Below are 14,295 nucleotides of genomic sequence, written 5' to 3'. Positions count from 1 at the left end.
TCGGGCTTGGTCCGATGCTCTATGGAAGCCTGCGGCCGCCCAGGAAGTGCTGGTAGGCAGGGTTGTTGCTCTCGTCCCAGTAGGGATAGGCGAGTTCATCCAGACTGCGTTTGAGTTGCGGTCGCTCCTCGCTCGGAACCTGGATGCCCGCGAGCACCCGCCCATAATCAGCGCCATGGTTGCGGTAATGGAACAGCGAGATGTTCCAGCGCCCGGACAAACCATTCAGGAACTTGAGGAGGGCTCCGGGCCGTTCCGGGAACTGGAACCGGAAGATCAGCTCGTCCTCGAGACTGGGCGTTCTCCCGCCCACCATGTAGCGCACGTGGAGCTTGGCCATCTCGTTGTCGCTCATGTCGAGCACAGAATAGCCGTGCTCCCGCAACATCGTGATGATCTGGTGTTTCTCCTGCTCGCCCTCGGCGAGCTGGACGCCGACGAAGATCTGGGCTTCCTGAGGATCGGAGTAGCGGTAGTTGAACTCGGTGATCGACCGTTTCCCCAAAAGCTGGATGAACCGCCGGTAGCTGCCGGGCCGTTCGGAGATGGTCACCGCCAGCAGGGCCTCGCGGTGCTCGCCGATCTCGGCCCGCTCGGTGATGTGGCGGAGCCGGTCGAAGTTCATGTTAGCGCCGCTGTTGACGGCGACGAGCCCGTATGGACGTGCCCCTTCTCGCTCCACATACTTCTTCAGTCCGGCCAGGCTGACGGCGCCGGATGGTTCGGCGATGGCCCGGGTATCCTCGAAGATGTCCTTGACCGCCGCGCAGATCTCATCGGTGCTGACGGTGATCACCTCGTCGAGCAGTTCGCGGCAGAGACGGAACGTCTCTTCGCCCGCCTGCCGCACGGCGACGCCATCGGCAAAGAGACCGACCTGGTTCAGGATGACACGCTCGCCGGCCGCCAGCGCCGCAGCCATGCTGGCGGCATCTTCCGGTTCGACGCCGATCATCTTCACTTCGGGGCGGAGGAACTTGGTATAGACGGCAACTCCCGCAGCCAAGCCCCCTCCTCCGATCGGCACGAACACCGCCTCGAGCGGATCGGGATGCTGGCGCAGGATCTCCATGCCGACAGTGCCCTGCCCGGCGATCACATCGGGATCGTCGTACGGATGAATGAAGGTGAGTCCCCTCTCCGCCTCCAGCTGCCGGGCATGAGTATAGGCCTCGTCGAAACTCTCGCCATGGAGCACCACGCGTCCGCCCTGCCCTCTGACCGCCTGGGTCTTGATGGCAGGCGTGGTGCGCGGCATCACGATAGTCGCCTTGGCGCCGAGCCTGCGGGCCGCCAGGGCGACGCCTTGGGCGTGGTTGCCCGCCGAGGCGCAGATCACCCCGCGCTCGAGGGCGTCCCGCGGCAGGCCCGCCATCTTGTTGTAGGCGCCACGCAGCTTGAAGGAGAACACCGGCTGGAGATCCTCGCGCTTGATGCGGACCGGGGTATCGAACCTGTGGGACAGGCGCGGCATGGGATCGAGCGGGCTCTCGATCGCCACGTCGTAGACCCGGGCCGTCAAGATCTTCCTGATGTAGTCCTGCACGTCTGATTTACTCCTGCCGCAAGAGCATCGGACGTGAAAAGTGCATTTGCACGTTTGGGACTCATCCGATGCCGCCTCTTATAGACCGCGCATCGTGGGGCGCGGAAAACCGGGTCCACGTTTCGGCACGATGCGCTGGAAGGCCCCTTGGACCGCCATGCGCCTTTTCCACCAGGTGAGCCGGTTTGCACAAGTGCATCCGACATCAACCTAGGGATGCAGACCGTGACGGGCGCCCATTCGATCCGAGCGGGACGGAGCGACCCCTGCCCAGGCTTCGGCCGGGGCTTCGGCAATCGCCCTATAGGTGAAGAGTGTGCCCGAGAGCGCCGAGAGCGGCCTCCTGGAAGGCTTCGCCCTGGGTCGGATGCGCGTGGATGGTCCCGGCAATGTCCTCCAGGCGCGCCCCCATCTCCAGGGCGAGGCCGAAGGCCGTAGAGAGTTCGGACACGCCCTGCCCGACCGCCTGGATACCGAGCACCAGGTGGTTGTCCGCCCTTGCGACGATCCGCACGAAGCCCTCCTCGCCGAACTTCGTCATGGCGCGGCCGTTGGCCGAGAAAGGGAAATGGCCGATCCGGATATCGCCGCCGGACTTCTTGGCCTCCTCCGGCGTCAGGCCTACCGCGACGATCTCGGGATCGGTGAAGCAGATTGCGGGAATGGCCCGCTTGTCCCAGACGCGCCTGTGTCCCGCGACGATCTCGGCCACCATCTCCCCCTGTGCCATGGCGCGATGCGCCAGCATCGGCTCGCCCGTCACATCGCCGATGGCATAGATGCCGCGCATCGAGGTCTGGCATGTCTCGTCGATACGAATGAAGGGCCCGTCCATGTCGAGCACGAGCTCCTCCATGCCCCAGCCCTGCGTCACAGGTCTGCGTCCGACCGTCACGAGGATCCTGTCGGCCGCGAGTGGCACCTCGGCTCCGCTCTCCGTCTCGACCAGCAGCGTGCTGCCGGCTTTCGCCAGCCCTTTCGCCCTTGCAAGTGTCATGACGTCGATTCCGAGCGCCTGCAGCCTCCTGGACACCGGCCGGGTCAGCTCCGCATCGTATTGCGGCAGGATGCGGGCCTGCGCCTCCACGACGGTGACTTTCGCACCCATCTTGGCGAAGGCCGTGCCCAGCTCAAGGCCGATATAGCCGCCCCCGACGACGACGAGCCGTTCCGGAATCTCCGTCAGGGACAAGGCTTCCGTGGACGAGATGACGATGCCGCCGAAGGGCAGGCCCACAAGCTCGACGGTCGACGATCCCGTGGCGATCACGACCGTCTCGGCGCGGATGATCTGGCGGCCCGTTTCGGTTTCCACCTCGACGGTCTTGCCGTCCTTGAAGCGCGCCTGCCCCTGGACCATCTTGACCCCGGCTCGCTTGAGCAGATGCGAGACCCCGTTGCTGAGACGGCCGACGATAGTGTCCTTCCAGGCGACGGTCTGAGACAGATCGATTCCGGGCTTCGCTGCCGTGATGCCGAAGGGATTCGGACCGGACGCGAGATGGGCGATCCTGTCGTATTCCTCCGCCGCGTGGATGAGCGCCTTCGATGGGATGCAGCCGACGTTGAGGCAGGTTCCGCCGGCTTTCTTCGCATCGACGATGACCGTGTCGAGGCCAAGCTGCCCTGCGCGGATGGCGCAGACATACCCGCCCGGCCCGGCCCCGATAACGAGGAGCTTGCAGGAAATGTCCTTCATCGGGTCAGGTCTCCACGAAAATCATCGCAGGTGTTTCGAGCAGGGTCTTGATGCGCTGCACGAACACCGCCGCGTCCCAGCCGTCGATGACGCGGTGGTCGAAGCTGGACGACAGGTTCATCATCTTGCGGGGGATGAAGTTCGACCCGTCCCAGACTGGCCGCACCATGATCTTGTTGACGCCGACGATGGCGACCTCTGGATGATTGATCACTGGTGTCGTGACGATGCCGCCCATGGCGCCTAAGGACGTGATGGTGATGGTGGAGCCGCTCAGTTCGTCCCGCGCGGCAAGACCGGCCTTGGCGGCTTCGGCAACACGATTCAGCTCCACAGCGCAGCCCCACAGGTCGCGCGCCTCCGCGTGTCGGACGACCGGCACCATGAGGCCTGCCTCGGTCTGCGTCGCGATGCCGATATGAACCCCGCCATGCTGATGGACAACGCCGGCTTCGTCGTCATAGATCGCATTCAGGTGCGGCTGTTCGGCAATGGCCTTCACCATGGCGCGCATCAGGAACGGCAAAAGCGTCAGCTTCGGCCGGTCCGCCCGCCTGCTGGCGTTGAGCGCGGCGCGCAGGTCCTCGAGCGCCGTCACGTCGATCTCCTCGACATAGGTGATGTGCGGGATGCGCGATTTCGCAAGCGCCATCTTCTCGGCGATCCTGCGGCGCAGCCCGATGACCTTGACGTGCTGCACCGAGGTATCCTGAACAAGCCCTGGTGCTCGCGCGACCTGCGGACCATGGGCGAGGAATGCGTCCAGATCCTCGTGAGTGATCCGGCCGGCAGGGCCGGTGCCCGGGACCTGGCGCAGATCGATTCCGGCCTCCCGGGCCCTCAGCCGGACGGCAGGCGAGGCGATGGGCTTCTCGCTTTCCGAGCGGGAAACCGGCGGGCGGTGCATCCTGATGGAGACGCTCGGCGGCGCCTCGACCGGCGAGGGCGGCGAAGCGCTCTTCGCCTGCTGCTCGACGATCGCGTCCGAGGTCTTGACGGCACCGTCCGCCTGCGCCTCGATCGGGCCGGCTCGCCCGGGCGGTTCCGGCGCCTGCGCTTTCGTGTCGATTCCAGAGGAAACGCTGCCGTCGCCTGCCACCTTCAGACGGATCAGCGGCGAGCCGATGGCCACCACATCGCCGATCTCGGCGCCGAGCCATTCGACCTCGCCGTCGACGGGAGACGGAATCTCCACCGTCGCCTTGTCGGTCATGACGGCTGCGAGCACCGTGTCCTCGCGGACGATGTCGCCGACCTTCACGTGCCACTCGACGAGTTCGGCCTCGGCGATGCCTTCGCCCACATCGGGCATCTTGATCAGGTGCTCAGCCATATTACGCCTCCACAGCCTCGACGAGAGCACGTCCGACGCGGGCCGGGCCCGGGAAGTAGTCCCATTCCTGCGCATGCGGGTAAGGCGTGTCCCATCCGGTGACTCTCGTGATCGGAGCCTCCAGATGGAAGAAGCAGGATTCCTGGACGAGGGCCGCGAGCTCGGCGCCGTACCCTGAGGTGAGCGTGGCCTCGTGGACGACGACGCAGCGGCCGGTCTTCCTCACCGAGGCGACGATCGTCTCCAGGTCGAGGGGGATCAGCGTGCGCAGATCGATGATCTCTGCGTCGATGCCCGACTCGGCTGCAGCCGCCTGCGCGACATAGACCATCGTTCCGTAGGCCAGCACGGTCACGGCCGATCCCGTGCGAACGACCGAGGCTTTTCCGAGCGGCAGCGTGAAATGGCCGCTCGGGACATCGCCCAGCTCGTGCTTCGACCAAGGGATGATGGGGCGATCGTGATGGCCGTCGAAGGGGCCGTTATAGAGGCGCTTAGGCTCCAGGAAGATGACGGGATCCGGGTCCTCGATCGCGGCAATCAGGAGACCCTTGGCGTCGTAAGGATTCGACGGCACCACCGTCTTCAGGCCCGCCACGTGCGTGAACAGCGCCTCGGGGCTCTGGCTGTGGGTCTGCCCGCCGAAGATGCCGCCGCCCGTCGGCATGCGGATCACGAGGGGACAGGTGAATTCGCCATTCGAGCGGTATCGCAGGCGGGCAGCCTCGGACACGATCTGGTCGTAGGCCGGATACATGTAATCGGCGAACTGGATCTCGACACAGGGCCGCAGGCCGTAGGTTGCCATTCCGATGGCGGTTCCGACGATGCCGGATTCGCTGATGGGCGTATCGAAGCAGCGCGTCCTGCCGTATTTCTGCTGGAGTCCTGCCGTGCAGCGGAAGACGCCGCCGAAATAGCCGACATCCTCGCCGAAGACGACTACCTTCTCGTCACGGGCCATCATCACATCCATGGCATCGCGGATGGCCTCGATCATGGTCATGCGCGCCATGGCTCAGACCCCCGCCTGCTGACGCTGGCGACGCAGATGCGGCGGCATCTCGGCGTAGACGCCGTCGAACATGTCCCGGGCGGAGGGCTTGCCGCCGGCATGAAGAGTGCCGTAGCTCTCCGCCTCCTTCTGGGCGGCGATCACCGTGTCGAGGATCTCGGCCTCGGCCTGCTTGTGGCGCTCCTCCGACCAGACCCCCTTCACGATCAGGTGGTTCTTCAGGCGTATGACCGGATCGCCGAGGGGCCAGGCGTCGGATTCCGCCTTCGGGCGGTAGGCCGACGGATCGTCGGAGGTCGAATGCGCACCGACCCGGTAGGTCACGTATTCGATCAGAGTGGGGCCGAGATTGCGGCGGGCACGCTCGACAGCCCATTTCGCCACCGCATAGACGGCGAGATAATCATTGCCGTCCACCCGCAGGGACGGAATGCCGAAGCCGAGACCGCGAGCCGCGAAGGTGCCCGAACCTCCCCGTGCGATGCCCTGAAAGGTGGAGATCGCCCATTGGTTGTTAACGATGTTGAGAACCACCGGCGCCTTGTAGGTTGAGGCGAAGACCAGGGCCGCGTGAAAATCCGATTCCGCCGTCGAGCCATCCCCGATCCAGGCTGCCGCGATCTTGGTATCCTTGCTGATCGCCGAGGCCATCGCCCATCCGACGGCCTGCACGTATTGCGTCGCGAGATTGCCCGAGATCGTGAAGAAGCCGTGCTCCTTGGACGCGTACATGACTGGGAGCTGCCGGCCTTTGAGGGGATCGCGCGAGTTCGAATAGACCTGGCACATCATGTCGACCATGGAATAGCCGCCTGCGATCAGCAGTCCGGCCTGCCGGTAGGTCGGGAAGTTCATGTCGCCCGGCGAGAGCGCTCTGCGGAAGGCGCAGCTGATGGCTTCCTCGCCCAGATGCTGCATGTAGAAGGAGGTTTTGCCCTGGCGCTGGGCGATCAGCATGCGGGCGTCGAAAGCGCGCAGCGTCATCATGTGCCGCATGCCCTCGATCAGTTCCTCGTCGCTGAGCAGGCCGGCCCAGGGGCCGACCGCCTCGCCGTTCCGGTTGAGAACGCGAATGATCGAAAAGGCGAGTTCGCGGATCGCTTCGGGATCCACGTCCACCTCCGGGCGGGGAACTGCCCCCGCTCTCGGGATCTTCACGTTCGAGAAATCGGGACTCCCGCCCGGGCGAACGGCTGGTTCGGGAACATGAAGGCTAAGGGGTTCGGGCTCAGACATGACCTTCCGCAATTCCTTAAGAATTCATGCTACCATGCTCGGCTCGCGATCGAGAAGAGCGCTGGCGGCGGCATCGACATGCCGTACCGTGGGATGGCGCGCCAGGCGGGCCGCGACGAGCCGCGCATCGACGGAGATCGGAACACGGAGGATGAGGGTGGCCGAAACCAAGCCCTCCGCCCCGGCCGCGAGCTCCAGATTCTTGAGCTCGAAGCCGAAGCGCTGAGCATCGCCCAGAAGGCGGACCGCCCCGTCAAAGGCATCATCGAGCACCGCCTCGACGGTGATCTCACGCATCGCTTCTCCCGACATCCTGCGCTCCCGAATGCTCGTTCAACCTGGGAAGACCATATCCGGATCTGGTGGGTTATTCTTGCTGATGTCGCTGGCCTATGCTCTGTTTGCAGAATGAAAAGCATGGTTTTGCGGATGGAACGGAACAGGAATTCTGAAAGGCGGATGGGCGGCAACATGCCGTCACTCGACCGGATGGACCGTAAGATCCTCTCGGCGCTCCGGGACGACGGCAGATTGACAATGGCCGAACTCGCCGAGAAGGTGGGCCTCTCCCCGTCGCCCTGCTGGACGCGTGTCAGGCGCCTGGAGGCCAGCGGCGCTATCGAGGGCTATGTGGCGGTCCTCGACCACAAGGTCATCGGGGTGCCCAATGTGGTCTTCGTGGAGGTGACGCTCGACAAGCACGACGAGCACATGCTGGAGCAGTTCGGCGAGGCCTTGGCGAGAATTCCCGAAGTGATCGAAGCGCACCTCGTGACCGGAGACTACGACTACCTCGTCAAGGTGGCCGTCGCCGATACCGAGCACTACGAACGATTTCTGCGCCAGAGCCTCTACCGGATTCCGGGGATCCGCCATTCGCGCTCGACATTCGCTCTCCGCGAGCTGAAACGGGACACCTCCGTCGATCCTCTGCTGCTCGCGGGCCGGTAGCCCGGAGCATCGGACCCAATAGCGGGTCCGATGCTCCACTCTTTGAAGAACGCATCGCTCCTTGCGGAAAATCGAGTCCACTTTTCACTGACGCGGCCCTGCGGGTCCGTACGATGCGCCAGCGACCCGGTTCGCCATTCCCGTTCGATCGCACGGGCATGCCGCCGAACGTCTTGGTGAGGGAGGGGCGTGGCATCACGGCGCTTCAGTGCCCTTGCGGGAGAGAGGGGCAACGGACGAGACATCGCCGGCGATCGGAATGGGCATTGTCTCGGGCGCTGGACACAGGTCGGCCATCTTGACGAGACCATGCCCGAATGTGGTGTCTCGCCCCGGAGCTCCTAGATCCTGAGCGCTGTCTCGCAGTCGTTTCTGGAGCGCCTCGCCATTCGTCTCAGGGTCCGTGGCCCGCATCATCGCCATGGCAGCTGTCACGAAGGGCACGGCGTAGGAGGTGCCGCTCCTTGCCGCGGTTCCTCCCTTGGCCCGAGCCGTGCGGATCTCGACGCCGGGGGCTGCAAAGGCAATATGCGAGCCACGGTTCGCACGTCGATAGATGTTGAGCTGGCGATCCACCGCGGTCACGGCCACCACGCCGGGATAGGCTGCCGGATAGGAGGGCTCCGCTCCGGCTCCATTGTTCCCGACGGCTGCGACAAGAACGATGCCCTGCGCGCGGGCGGCCTCGATCGCCATCCTGAGAACCTCGTTCGGCGGCCCTGACAGGCTGAGATTGACGATCCTCACGCCGCGATCCGCAAGAGTCTCGAGAGCGCCGACAAGGGAGACGACATCCGCTCTGTCCGCCATGCCGTCTTTCCTGGAGAAGGCATCCACGGCGACGAGCTTCGCCTGCGGGACCAATCCTGGGGCGACGCTCCCGGGCTTCCCCACGAGAAGCGCAGCGATGGCCGTTCCGTGGTCGGGAGAAGAGGTGCTCCCCGCCTCTCCGGACACGCTCAACAGCTCGATCGATTGGCCTTTGAGCGCCTCGTGATCGAGGTCGATACCGGTATCGATGAGGCCGATCAGAGGCGGTTCCCCGCACGAATCGATGACGGGTGGGGTCCAGCCGACGATAACCGAGGCTTTGCAGCCGGGATCACCACATTCGGACGTTTCTCCGTCCGTGTAATAATAGGAATCCATATCGGCCGATGCCCTGCGGTTGAGCCTCTGGACGGTGCGTCGGGCTTCCACGACGGACATGCCCTTGGGTAGCCTCAGCCGAACGACACGGGGAGCGATCCTTCCGCCCGTTCGGGACGTGACCTGCAGGCCCAATGCCGCTAGCCGGGCGAGATCCGGATCGGATAAGCCAGACGCGACGATCGAGCCGGCCGCCTGCCGCGGCTTCGAGGGCGAACCAATCGGCTCCAGAGAGGTCTCTGGGCCCTTCGGGAGGGCAGCGGCCTCAGAGGGCGACTGAACGGCTCGCGCCGCACGGGGGCCCCTGTCCGGAGCCGACCTGCCCCGAGCCGCCGAGGCCGCCGCACCGGAGACTGTCGCTCCGCCACCGCGGGGCGCAGAGGCTTTGCTGGACGATTTGCGGCGGGCCTCGGCAGGGGCCTTGCCCTTCTGGCCGGGTGCCGCGCTCCTGCCGCGAACCGCAGGCTTGGCGCCTTTGGCGGCTCCGGGCTGGGCTGTCGTCACCTTCGACTTGCTCCGGGGCGTCCGCTCTCGAACGTGAACGACACCGGCTTTCGACGCCGCCCTGCCCGACAGCCCGGGCGCTTGTCCTGCCCTGCCCGGCGCGGCATTGGCGCCGTTGCTGGAGGCGCTTCCTGCCGAACGGCCGCCGGCATTCTGACCTCCGCCGCCGCCCTGCCCGGCAGAACCGCCGCCCGAAGACGGACCCGAACCGCCACTCGCGCCGCCGGCTCCATTGCTGGCACCGGAACTTCCGCCGCCGGAATTCCCATTGCCGGAACTGCCTCCTGCATTGCCTGTGCCGCTCCCGCCATTTCCGTTGCTGTTCCCGCCTCCGTTGCCGCTCCCGCCATTTCCGTTGCCGTTCCCGCCTCCGTTGCCGCTCCCGCCATTTCCGTTGCCGTTCCCGCCTCCGTTGCCGCCTCCGTTGCCGCTAGCGCCTCCGTCGCCGTTGCCGTTCCCGCCCCCGTTCCCGGAGTTGCCGTTGCCGCCAGCATTCCCATTGCCTCCGCCGCCGGCCTTGGCGGAGGCGGAGGATGGCGCAAGCTGGAGGTCGGCCGGTGAGCCGAAATCGACGTGCACCTGAACGGGTGCTGCAACGGCCATGCTTCCGGCCAGGATCGCCAGGTATCGCCACCAACGCGCCATCACGGCTCCTCACGGCTCTTTTCCGGCATGCGCGGCTGAGGCATTCACATGAACCGGAAGTGTCGGGTTACTCTGTGGCCAAGTTTGCAGCCTCTGTCGGATGGTTCACTCGCCCGGACGGCAGAGAACGATATACTTGTCGTAAGGTCGTGCCAGGGCAGATCGATAACGATGCAGTCCGGCTTTGTATCCGGTGGAGGTCTGATCAAAGGCGGCGATTCGCAGTTTATGCGGATGATCTGGGAATAAATCGGGCTTGGATCCGTTTTCGTGACCAGGAGGGCGGTGCGGAGCAGCAATGCCAACAGCCATCGGACAGGAACTCGTGGCGCTTCTGCCGCGCCTGAGGCGCTTTGCCCTGGTGCTTTGCCGTTCGTCATCCCAGGCAGACGATCTCGTGCAAAGCGCTTGCGAGCGTGCGCTTGCCAACGCGGATCGTTGGACGCCCGGGACGCGCTTCGACGCATGGGTTTTCCGCATCATGCGCAACAACTGGATCGATCACCTGAGGCGGTCAAGGACCGAGGGCATGAGCCATGATATAACTACCCGGACGGAAATCGTCGGCGATGCCGGCGAAGAACCGATTCTGAACAGGCTTCTGCTGGCGGAGGTCCAGCAGATCATCGGCGGGATGCCGCGTGAGCAGCGGGAGGTGCTGCTCCTCGTCTGCGTCGAAGAGCTCGCCTATCGGGAGGCGGCCGAGATTCTCGGCGTTCCGGTCGGAACGGTGATGAGCCGCCTTGCACGAGCCCGAAAGCGGCTCGTTGAGATGACGGCTGCGGCCTGACGGTTGGGGAAGCGATTGCGGGGAAATGCCGATGGCCCACGTACATTTCAGCGATGAGGTTCTCATGGCATTCGCGGACGGAGAGCTCGACGAGCCGACTGCCGCCGCCGTGGAGCAGGCCATCGCGGAAGACCCGGCCATCGCCGGAAGGGTCGCGGGGTTCCTGCGCAGCCGACGGCTGATCCGGTCGGCGTTCCCGAAGGAGGCCGCATCCGACGTTCCGCCTGAGCTGCTGGCTGCGGTTCAGGCACAGATCGAACGGTTCGAGGGACCCAGCCGACAGCGGCCGCCATCCCCCCTCCCCTCTCCTTCCCAATCCCCTCTCCAGGCCTTGCGGAGAGCACCTCCCGACGGCAGGTGGCGCTTCGGGATCGCTCTGGCGGCGAGCCTCGCGGCATTGGCGATTGCGGCAGCCGCCTATCTTGCCGGGCGGCAAGGCCTTTCGTCCCCCTCGTCCGACCCCATCGCGCACCTCGCGGATCCGGAGGTCCGCCGCGTCCTGAGCGAGAGCCCGTCGGGACAGGAGCGGAGCCTTTCCTTCGGGCGAATGCGGATGATCTCCACATTCCGCATGGCAAACGGGAACCTGTGCCGAGAGTTCAAGATCGAAGCGCGCTCCGCCACCTCGGACGCGGTCGCCTGCCACGACGGGGACTGGACGATCACCTTTGCGCTCGCATCGGCAGCGGCAGACGCGGCCTATGTCCCAAGCGGCGAATCGGATCTCATGGCAAGCTACCTCCAGAACTCGGGCGCCGGTGAACCGCTCGTGGACGATGCCGAAACCCGGGCGCTGAACGAAGCGCGGCGCCGGAGATGAAGAGCTGCGAACGCTCCTGATGCGGAATTTTTCCGATCCGCCGGAATAATCCGGAACGCCGTCCGTTCTGCTTTCAGACAGCCGAAGGAGTTCCACGATGCGGATGCGACTCGTCCTGATCGTTGTCGTGCCGTTGTTGGGCGCTGTGGCGGCCTTTGAAGGAGCCGGTACGGCTCCGCAGACCTCCAGCGCCCGCATGGCCTATGCACAGGCCGGAACCCTCACCGGTGCTGTCGCAGCGGTTCGAAAAATCCGGTTGCACTTGTCTGCCGACCAGAGCACGCGGACCTGGTCGGAACCTTCACCGGAAGATCGGGACATGTCGCGGCTCGGTGTCGGCGAGGTGCTCCCCGAAGGAGCCGAGCTTTACCCGGTTCCACAGCACGAATCCTACCGCTATGCGATCGTTCAAGGACATCGGCTCATCGTGGACGCGGCCTCGCGCCAGATCGTCTACATCATCCGGTGAGGCCCGTGTGGCATCACGCACGCAACAATCCCCATCCTGTGAACTGAAAGACGCCCATGTCGCCGAATGATGCTTATCAGAAACGAGAGCCTGCCGTGAGCGTGGAAGGACCGCCCGCGATCAGGGTTCACATTTACGCCAGCCCGCTGTTTCGCACGGGGATGGAGCAGATCTTCCGTGGCCCGCGCTTTGTCTTGTCGGATTCTGCAACTCGAGATCTTCCATCCCCGGCGGGTCTCGATCATGCGGCGCCGGAACTCTTCATCGTGGATGAGAAGTACTGCCCGATTGCAATTCCCGTGTTTGCTGCCGAACTGAAAGCCCGCAATTCGGCCGCGCGCGTGGTTCTTCTCGCGGACCGATTCGAACTCGGCGCCGTCGTGTCGGCCCGGCATGCCGGCGTCGACGGATTTTGCCTCACGACCAGCGATCGCGATGTTCTGGTCCATTCCATCGAATTAGTGCTTCTCGGGGAAATCGTCGTCCCCTCAGAGCACCTCCTTACACTGATGGAAGATCGTGTTCGGGACATCGAGCATCCGCAAGGGGTTCTCGGTGAGATGCTCGACGGCCCTGCTCCGAAAAAGTCCCTGTCCGCCCGGGAAATCGAGGTTCTGGCCTGGCTGAAAGAAGGCGCCCCGAATAAAACCATCGCCCGCAAGCTCAACTTGGCCGAGACGACCGTGAAGGTTCACGTGAAAGCAATTCTCAGGAAGATCGGGGTCGTCAACCGGGCGCAGGCGGCGATCTGGGCAGCATGTCACATGCCGGCCGAAACCGTGCACGATAAGCGCTGATCGGGATCAGGGGGTCACCGGCTTCGCGGGCCTTGCTTCACGGTTCACAGCACGAGAGTCGCGAGGCGCACGACGCTCACGGACAATCTGTTCCGGCACAGGAGCAAGGCGGATCCGTACTGCGCCGTTCCGGAGGACAGACCGGTTCCGGCATTCCTGACGAAGGATGCGTAGGTCTATGCGTGCCCGCGTGATGCGATCGTGGCCGCCAAGGACAACGGCTTCATTCTCCTTCATCGAGGGCCGAAAAGCGCTTTAGCGGGATCGAAACCGCTCGATTGGCATGAGGGCACACACCGACCCTCGATGGGAGAAGAGGCGGCCCTGTCGGCCGCCTCCTTTGCAGTCCGAAGCCGCCGCTCAGTTGATGACCTGCACGATCTTGCGTGTGCTCGGCTCAACGAGAACCGGCGTGTCGTTCACGACCGTGTACCGGTAGCCCTTCACCTTGTACTGGGCCGGCACCTCGTAGAGGGTCACACCGGACTCGGGCAGAACCGCACCCACGCGCACCTCTTCCTTGTAGGTGTAGGAAGGCACCTTCTGTGTCGTCACATACTGGCGGAATTCAGGCTGCTGCTGGTCGGCGATGCCGCCGACGATGGCGCCGGTCACGCCGCCCACGGCCGCTCCAACCGGGCCGCCCACGATCGCTCCGCCGACAGCGCCCGTCGCTGCACCGGCGGCCGCGCCGCCGGACTGGGCCAAGGCGGCCGCAGGGGCGAGAGAGGCAAGAATGGCGCCCGCGAGAAGAATTTTCTTCGACATGGTTTCACTCCTGAAATGAACGTTCGGGCGTGCCGCCCGTCCGAAGTCAAACGTGCTGCATGAGCAGTAGTTTCAGAGAACGGGGAAGAAACGTCTTAGGTTAAGCGCCTATTCATTTAGATGAACGTGGCTTGAACACTGGGGATGCCGTGTCATTCAAGGCAGTCCCGCCCGTTACCTGCGAAGGCACTTTTCCTCACAGGCCGGAATGGCGGAGAGCCATCTGCAAGCCGGTGAGGCCGCGGAGTGATAAGAGCCTCCGGTGATCGGGGCGACGCCGGGACCGATGTGGCGGGAGGAGACCCCGTCTGCGGGTCTCCTCTCGAAATCATTGAGAGCGCGATGACCTCTCGGGCGATCTTCAGCGGGGCTCCGGAATGCGGTGAACCAAAGAGGGGAGATGTTTCCACGCTGACGGAAACAGCTCTAATCCTCTCCCAGGCCGCGCAGGATCTCGCGCTTGCCGGCATGGTTGGCGGGTCCGACGATGCCCTCCTGCTCCATGCGCTCCATCAGGGAGGCGGCGCGGTTGTAGCCGATCTGCAGGCGCCGTTGGATGTAGGAGGTCGACGC

At 64.7% G+C, this 14,295-nt stretch carries 13 protein-coding genes and 1 pseudogene; 5 read left to right on the top strand and 9 right to left on the bottom strand.

The window, feature by feature from the left end:
- Positions 1–19 precede the first annotated feature (19 nt).
- The 6 genes and pseudogenes from ilvA to GR328_RS02890 form a co-directional block, all read right to left on the bottom strand.
- Positions 20–1,552, bottom strand: a pseudogene (gene ilvA, locus GR328_RS02915) (threonine ammonia-lyase, biosynthetic); the annotation flags it as partial.
- A 295-nt stretch (positions 1,553–1,847) separates the two neighbouring features.
- Positions 1,848–3,245, bottom strand: coding sequence for a dihydrolipoyl dehydrogenase (gene lpdA, locus GR328_RS02910; protein ID WP_160883043.1), 1,398 nt, complete (start codon positions 3,243–3,245; stop codon positions 1,848–1,850).
- Positions 3,246–3,249: 4 nt separating this feature from the next.
- On the bottom strand, positions 3,250–4,578 hold the full coding sequence (locus tag GR328_RS02905) for a dihydrolipoamide acetyltransferase family protein (RefSeq protein WP_160883042.1): 1,329 nt from the start codon (positions 4,576–4,578) through the stop codon (positions 3,250–3,252).
- A 1-nt stretch (position 4,579) separates the two neighbouring features.
- Entirely contained in the window at positions 4,580–5,593 is a 1,014-nt protein-coding gene (locus tag GR328_RS02900; RefSeq protein ID WP_160883041.1) for an alpha-ketoacid dehydrogenase subunit beta, read from the bottom strand.
- 3 nt (positions 5,594–5,596) lie between these two features.
- Positions 5,597–6,829, bottom strand: coding sequence for a 3-methyl-2-oxobutanoate dehydrogenase (2-methylpropanoyl-transferring) subunit alpha (locus tag GR328_RS02895; protein WP_160883040.1), 1,233 nt, complete (start codon positions 6,827–6,829; stop codon positions 5,597–5,599).
- A 24-nt stretch (positions 6,830–6,853) separates the two neighbouring features.
- Positions 6,854–7,126, bottom strand: coding sequence for a hypothetical protein (locus GR328_RS02890; RefSeq protein WP_160883039.1), 273 nt, complete (start codon positions 7,124–7,126; stop codon positions 6,854–6,856).
- Between the two features lie 174 nt (positions 7,127–7,300).
- Here GR328_RS02890 and GR328_RS02885 point away from each other — a divergent pair, with 174 nt between their 5' ends.
- Positions 7,301–7,780, top strand: coding sequence for an Lrp/AsnC family transcriptional regulator (locus GR328_RS02885; RefSeq protein ID WP_205789704.1), 480 nt, complete (start codon positions 7,301–7,303; stop codon positions 7,778–7,780).
- Between the two features lie 195 nt (positions 7,781–7,975).
- Here GR328_RS02885 and GR328_RS02880 read toward each other — a convergent pair whose 3' ends face one another.
- Positions 7,976–10,078, bottom strand: coding sequence for a S8 family serine peptidase (locus GR328_RS02880; RefSeq protein WP_160883037.1), 2,103 nt, complete (start codon positions 10,076–10,078; stop codon positions 7,976–7,978).
- Between the two features lie 298 nt (positions 10,079–10,376).
- On the opposite strand from GR328_RS02880, the gene GR328_RS02875 reads away from it, so the two are divergent.
- From GR328_RS02875 to GR328_RS28155, 4 genes are all read left to right on the top strand, one after another.
- Entirely contained in the window at positions 10,377–10,868 is a 492-nt protein-coding gene (locus tag GR328_RS02875) for an RNA polymerase sigma factor (protein WP_160883036.1), read from the top strand.
- Between the two features lie 31 nt (positions 10,869–10,899).
- A complete protein-coding gene (locus tag GR328_RS02870) occupies positions 10,900–11,688 on the top strand; it encodes an anti-sigma factor family protein (RefSeq protein ID WP_160883035.1) in 789 nt (262 codons plus the stop codon).
- A gap of 97 nt (positions 11,689–11,785) precedes the next feature.
- Positions 11,786–12,157 (top strand): DUF1236 domain-containing protein, encoded by a 372-nt coding sequence (locus GR328_RS02865; protein WP_160883034.1) that lies wholly within the window; start codon positions 11,786–11,788, stop codon positions 12,155–12,157.
- A 95-nt stretch (positions 12,158–12,252) separates the two neighbouring features.
- Positions 12,253–12,954, top strand: a complete 702-nt coding sequence (locus GR328_RS28155) for a LuxR C-terminal-related transcriptional regulator (RefSeq protein WP_160883033.1) — start codon at positions 12,253–12,255, stop codon at positions 12,952–12,954.
- A gap of 360 nt (positions 12,955–13,314) precedes the next feature.
- On the opposite strand, the gene GR328_RS02855 is transcribed toward GR328_RS28155, so the two are convergent.
- On the bottom strand, positions 13,315–13,722 hold the full coding sequence (locus GR328_RS02855; protein WP_160883032.1) for a DUF1236 domain-containing protein: 408 nt from the start codon (positions 13,720–13,722) through the stop codon (positions 13,315–13,317).
- 426 nt (positions 13,723–14,148) lie between these two features.
- On the bottom strand, positions 14,149–14,295 hold a 147-nt coding region (locus GR328_RS27920), incomplete at its 5' end, for a DNA translocase FtsK (protein ID WP_160883031.1).

Origin of the sequence: Microvirga makkahensis (genome assembly GCF_009830105.1) — a bacterium.
Lineage (GTDB): Bacteria > Pseudomonadota > Alphaproteobacteria > Rhizobiales > Beijerinckiaceae > Microvirga > Microvirga makkahensis.
Note: the sequence above shows the minus strand (reverse complement) of the source record. Positions and strands in the feature narration are given on the sequence as shown.

What these genes read in the sequence shown, in the direction of transcription:
- lpdA (WP_160883043.1), bottom strand. Translation starts at nt 3,245, where the DNA reads ATGAAGGACATTTCCTGCAAGCTCCTCGTTATCGGGGCCGGGCCGGGC.
- GR328_RS02905 (WP_160883042.1), bottom strand. Translation starts at nt 4,578, where the DNA reads ATGGCTGAGCACCTGATCAAGATGCCCGATGTGGGCGAAGGCATCGCC.
- GR328_RS02900 (WP_160883041.1), bottom strand. Translation starts at nt 5,593, where the DNA reads ATGGCGCGCATGACCATGATCGAGGCCATCCGCGATGCCATGGATGTG.
- GR328_RS02895 (WP_160883040.1), bottom strand. Translation starts at nt 6,829, where the DNA reads ATGTCTGAGCCCGAACCCCTTAGCCTTCATGTTCCCGAACCAGCCGTT.
- GR328_RS02890 (WP_160883039.1), bottom strand. Translation starts at nt 7,126, where the DNA reads ATGCGTGAGATCACCGTCGAGGCGGTGCTCGATGATGCCTTTGACGGG.
- GR328_RS02885 (WP_205789704.1), top strand. Translation starts at nt 7,301, where the DNA reads ATGCCGTCACTCGACCGGATGGACCGTAAGATCCTCTCGGCGCTCCGG.
- GR328_RS02880 (WP_160883037.1), bottom strand. Translation starts at nt 10,078, where the DNA reads ATGGCGCGTTGGTGGCGATACCTGGCGATCCTGGCCGGAAGCATGGCC.
- GR328_RS02875 (WP_160883036.1), top strand. Translation starts at nt 10,377, where the DNA reads ATGCCAACAGCCATCGGACAGGAACTCGTGGCGCTTCTGCCGCGCCTG.
- GR328_RS02870 (WP_160883035.1), top strand. Translation starts at nt 10,900, where the DNA reads ATGGCCCACGTACATTTCAGCGATGAGGTTCTCATGGCATTCGCGGAC.
- GR328_RS02865 (WP_160883034.1), top strand. Translation starts at nt 11,786, where the DNA reads ATGCGGATGCGACTCGTCCTGATCGTTGTCGTGCCGTTGTTGGGCGCT.
- GR328_RS02855 (WP_160883032.1), bottom strand. Translation starts at nt 13,722, where the DNA reads ATGTCGAAGAAAATTCTTCTCGCGGGCGCCATTCTTGCCTCTCTCGCC.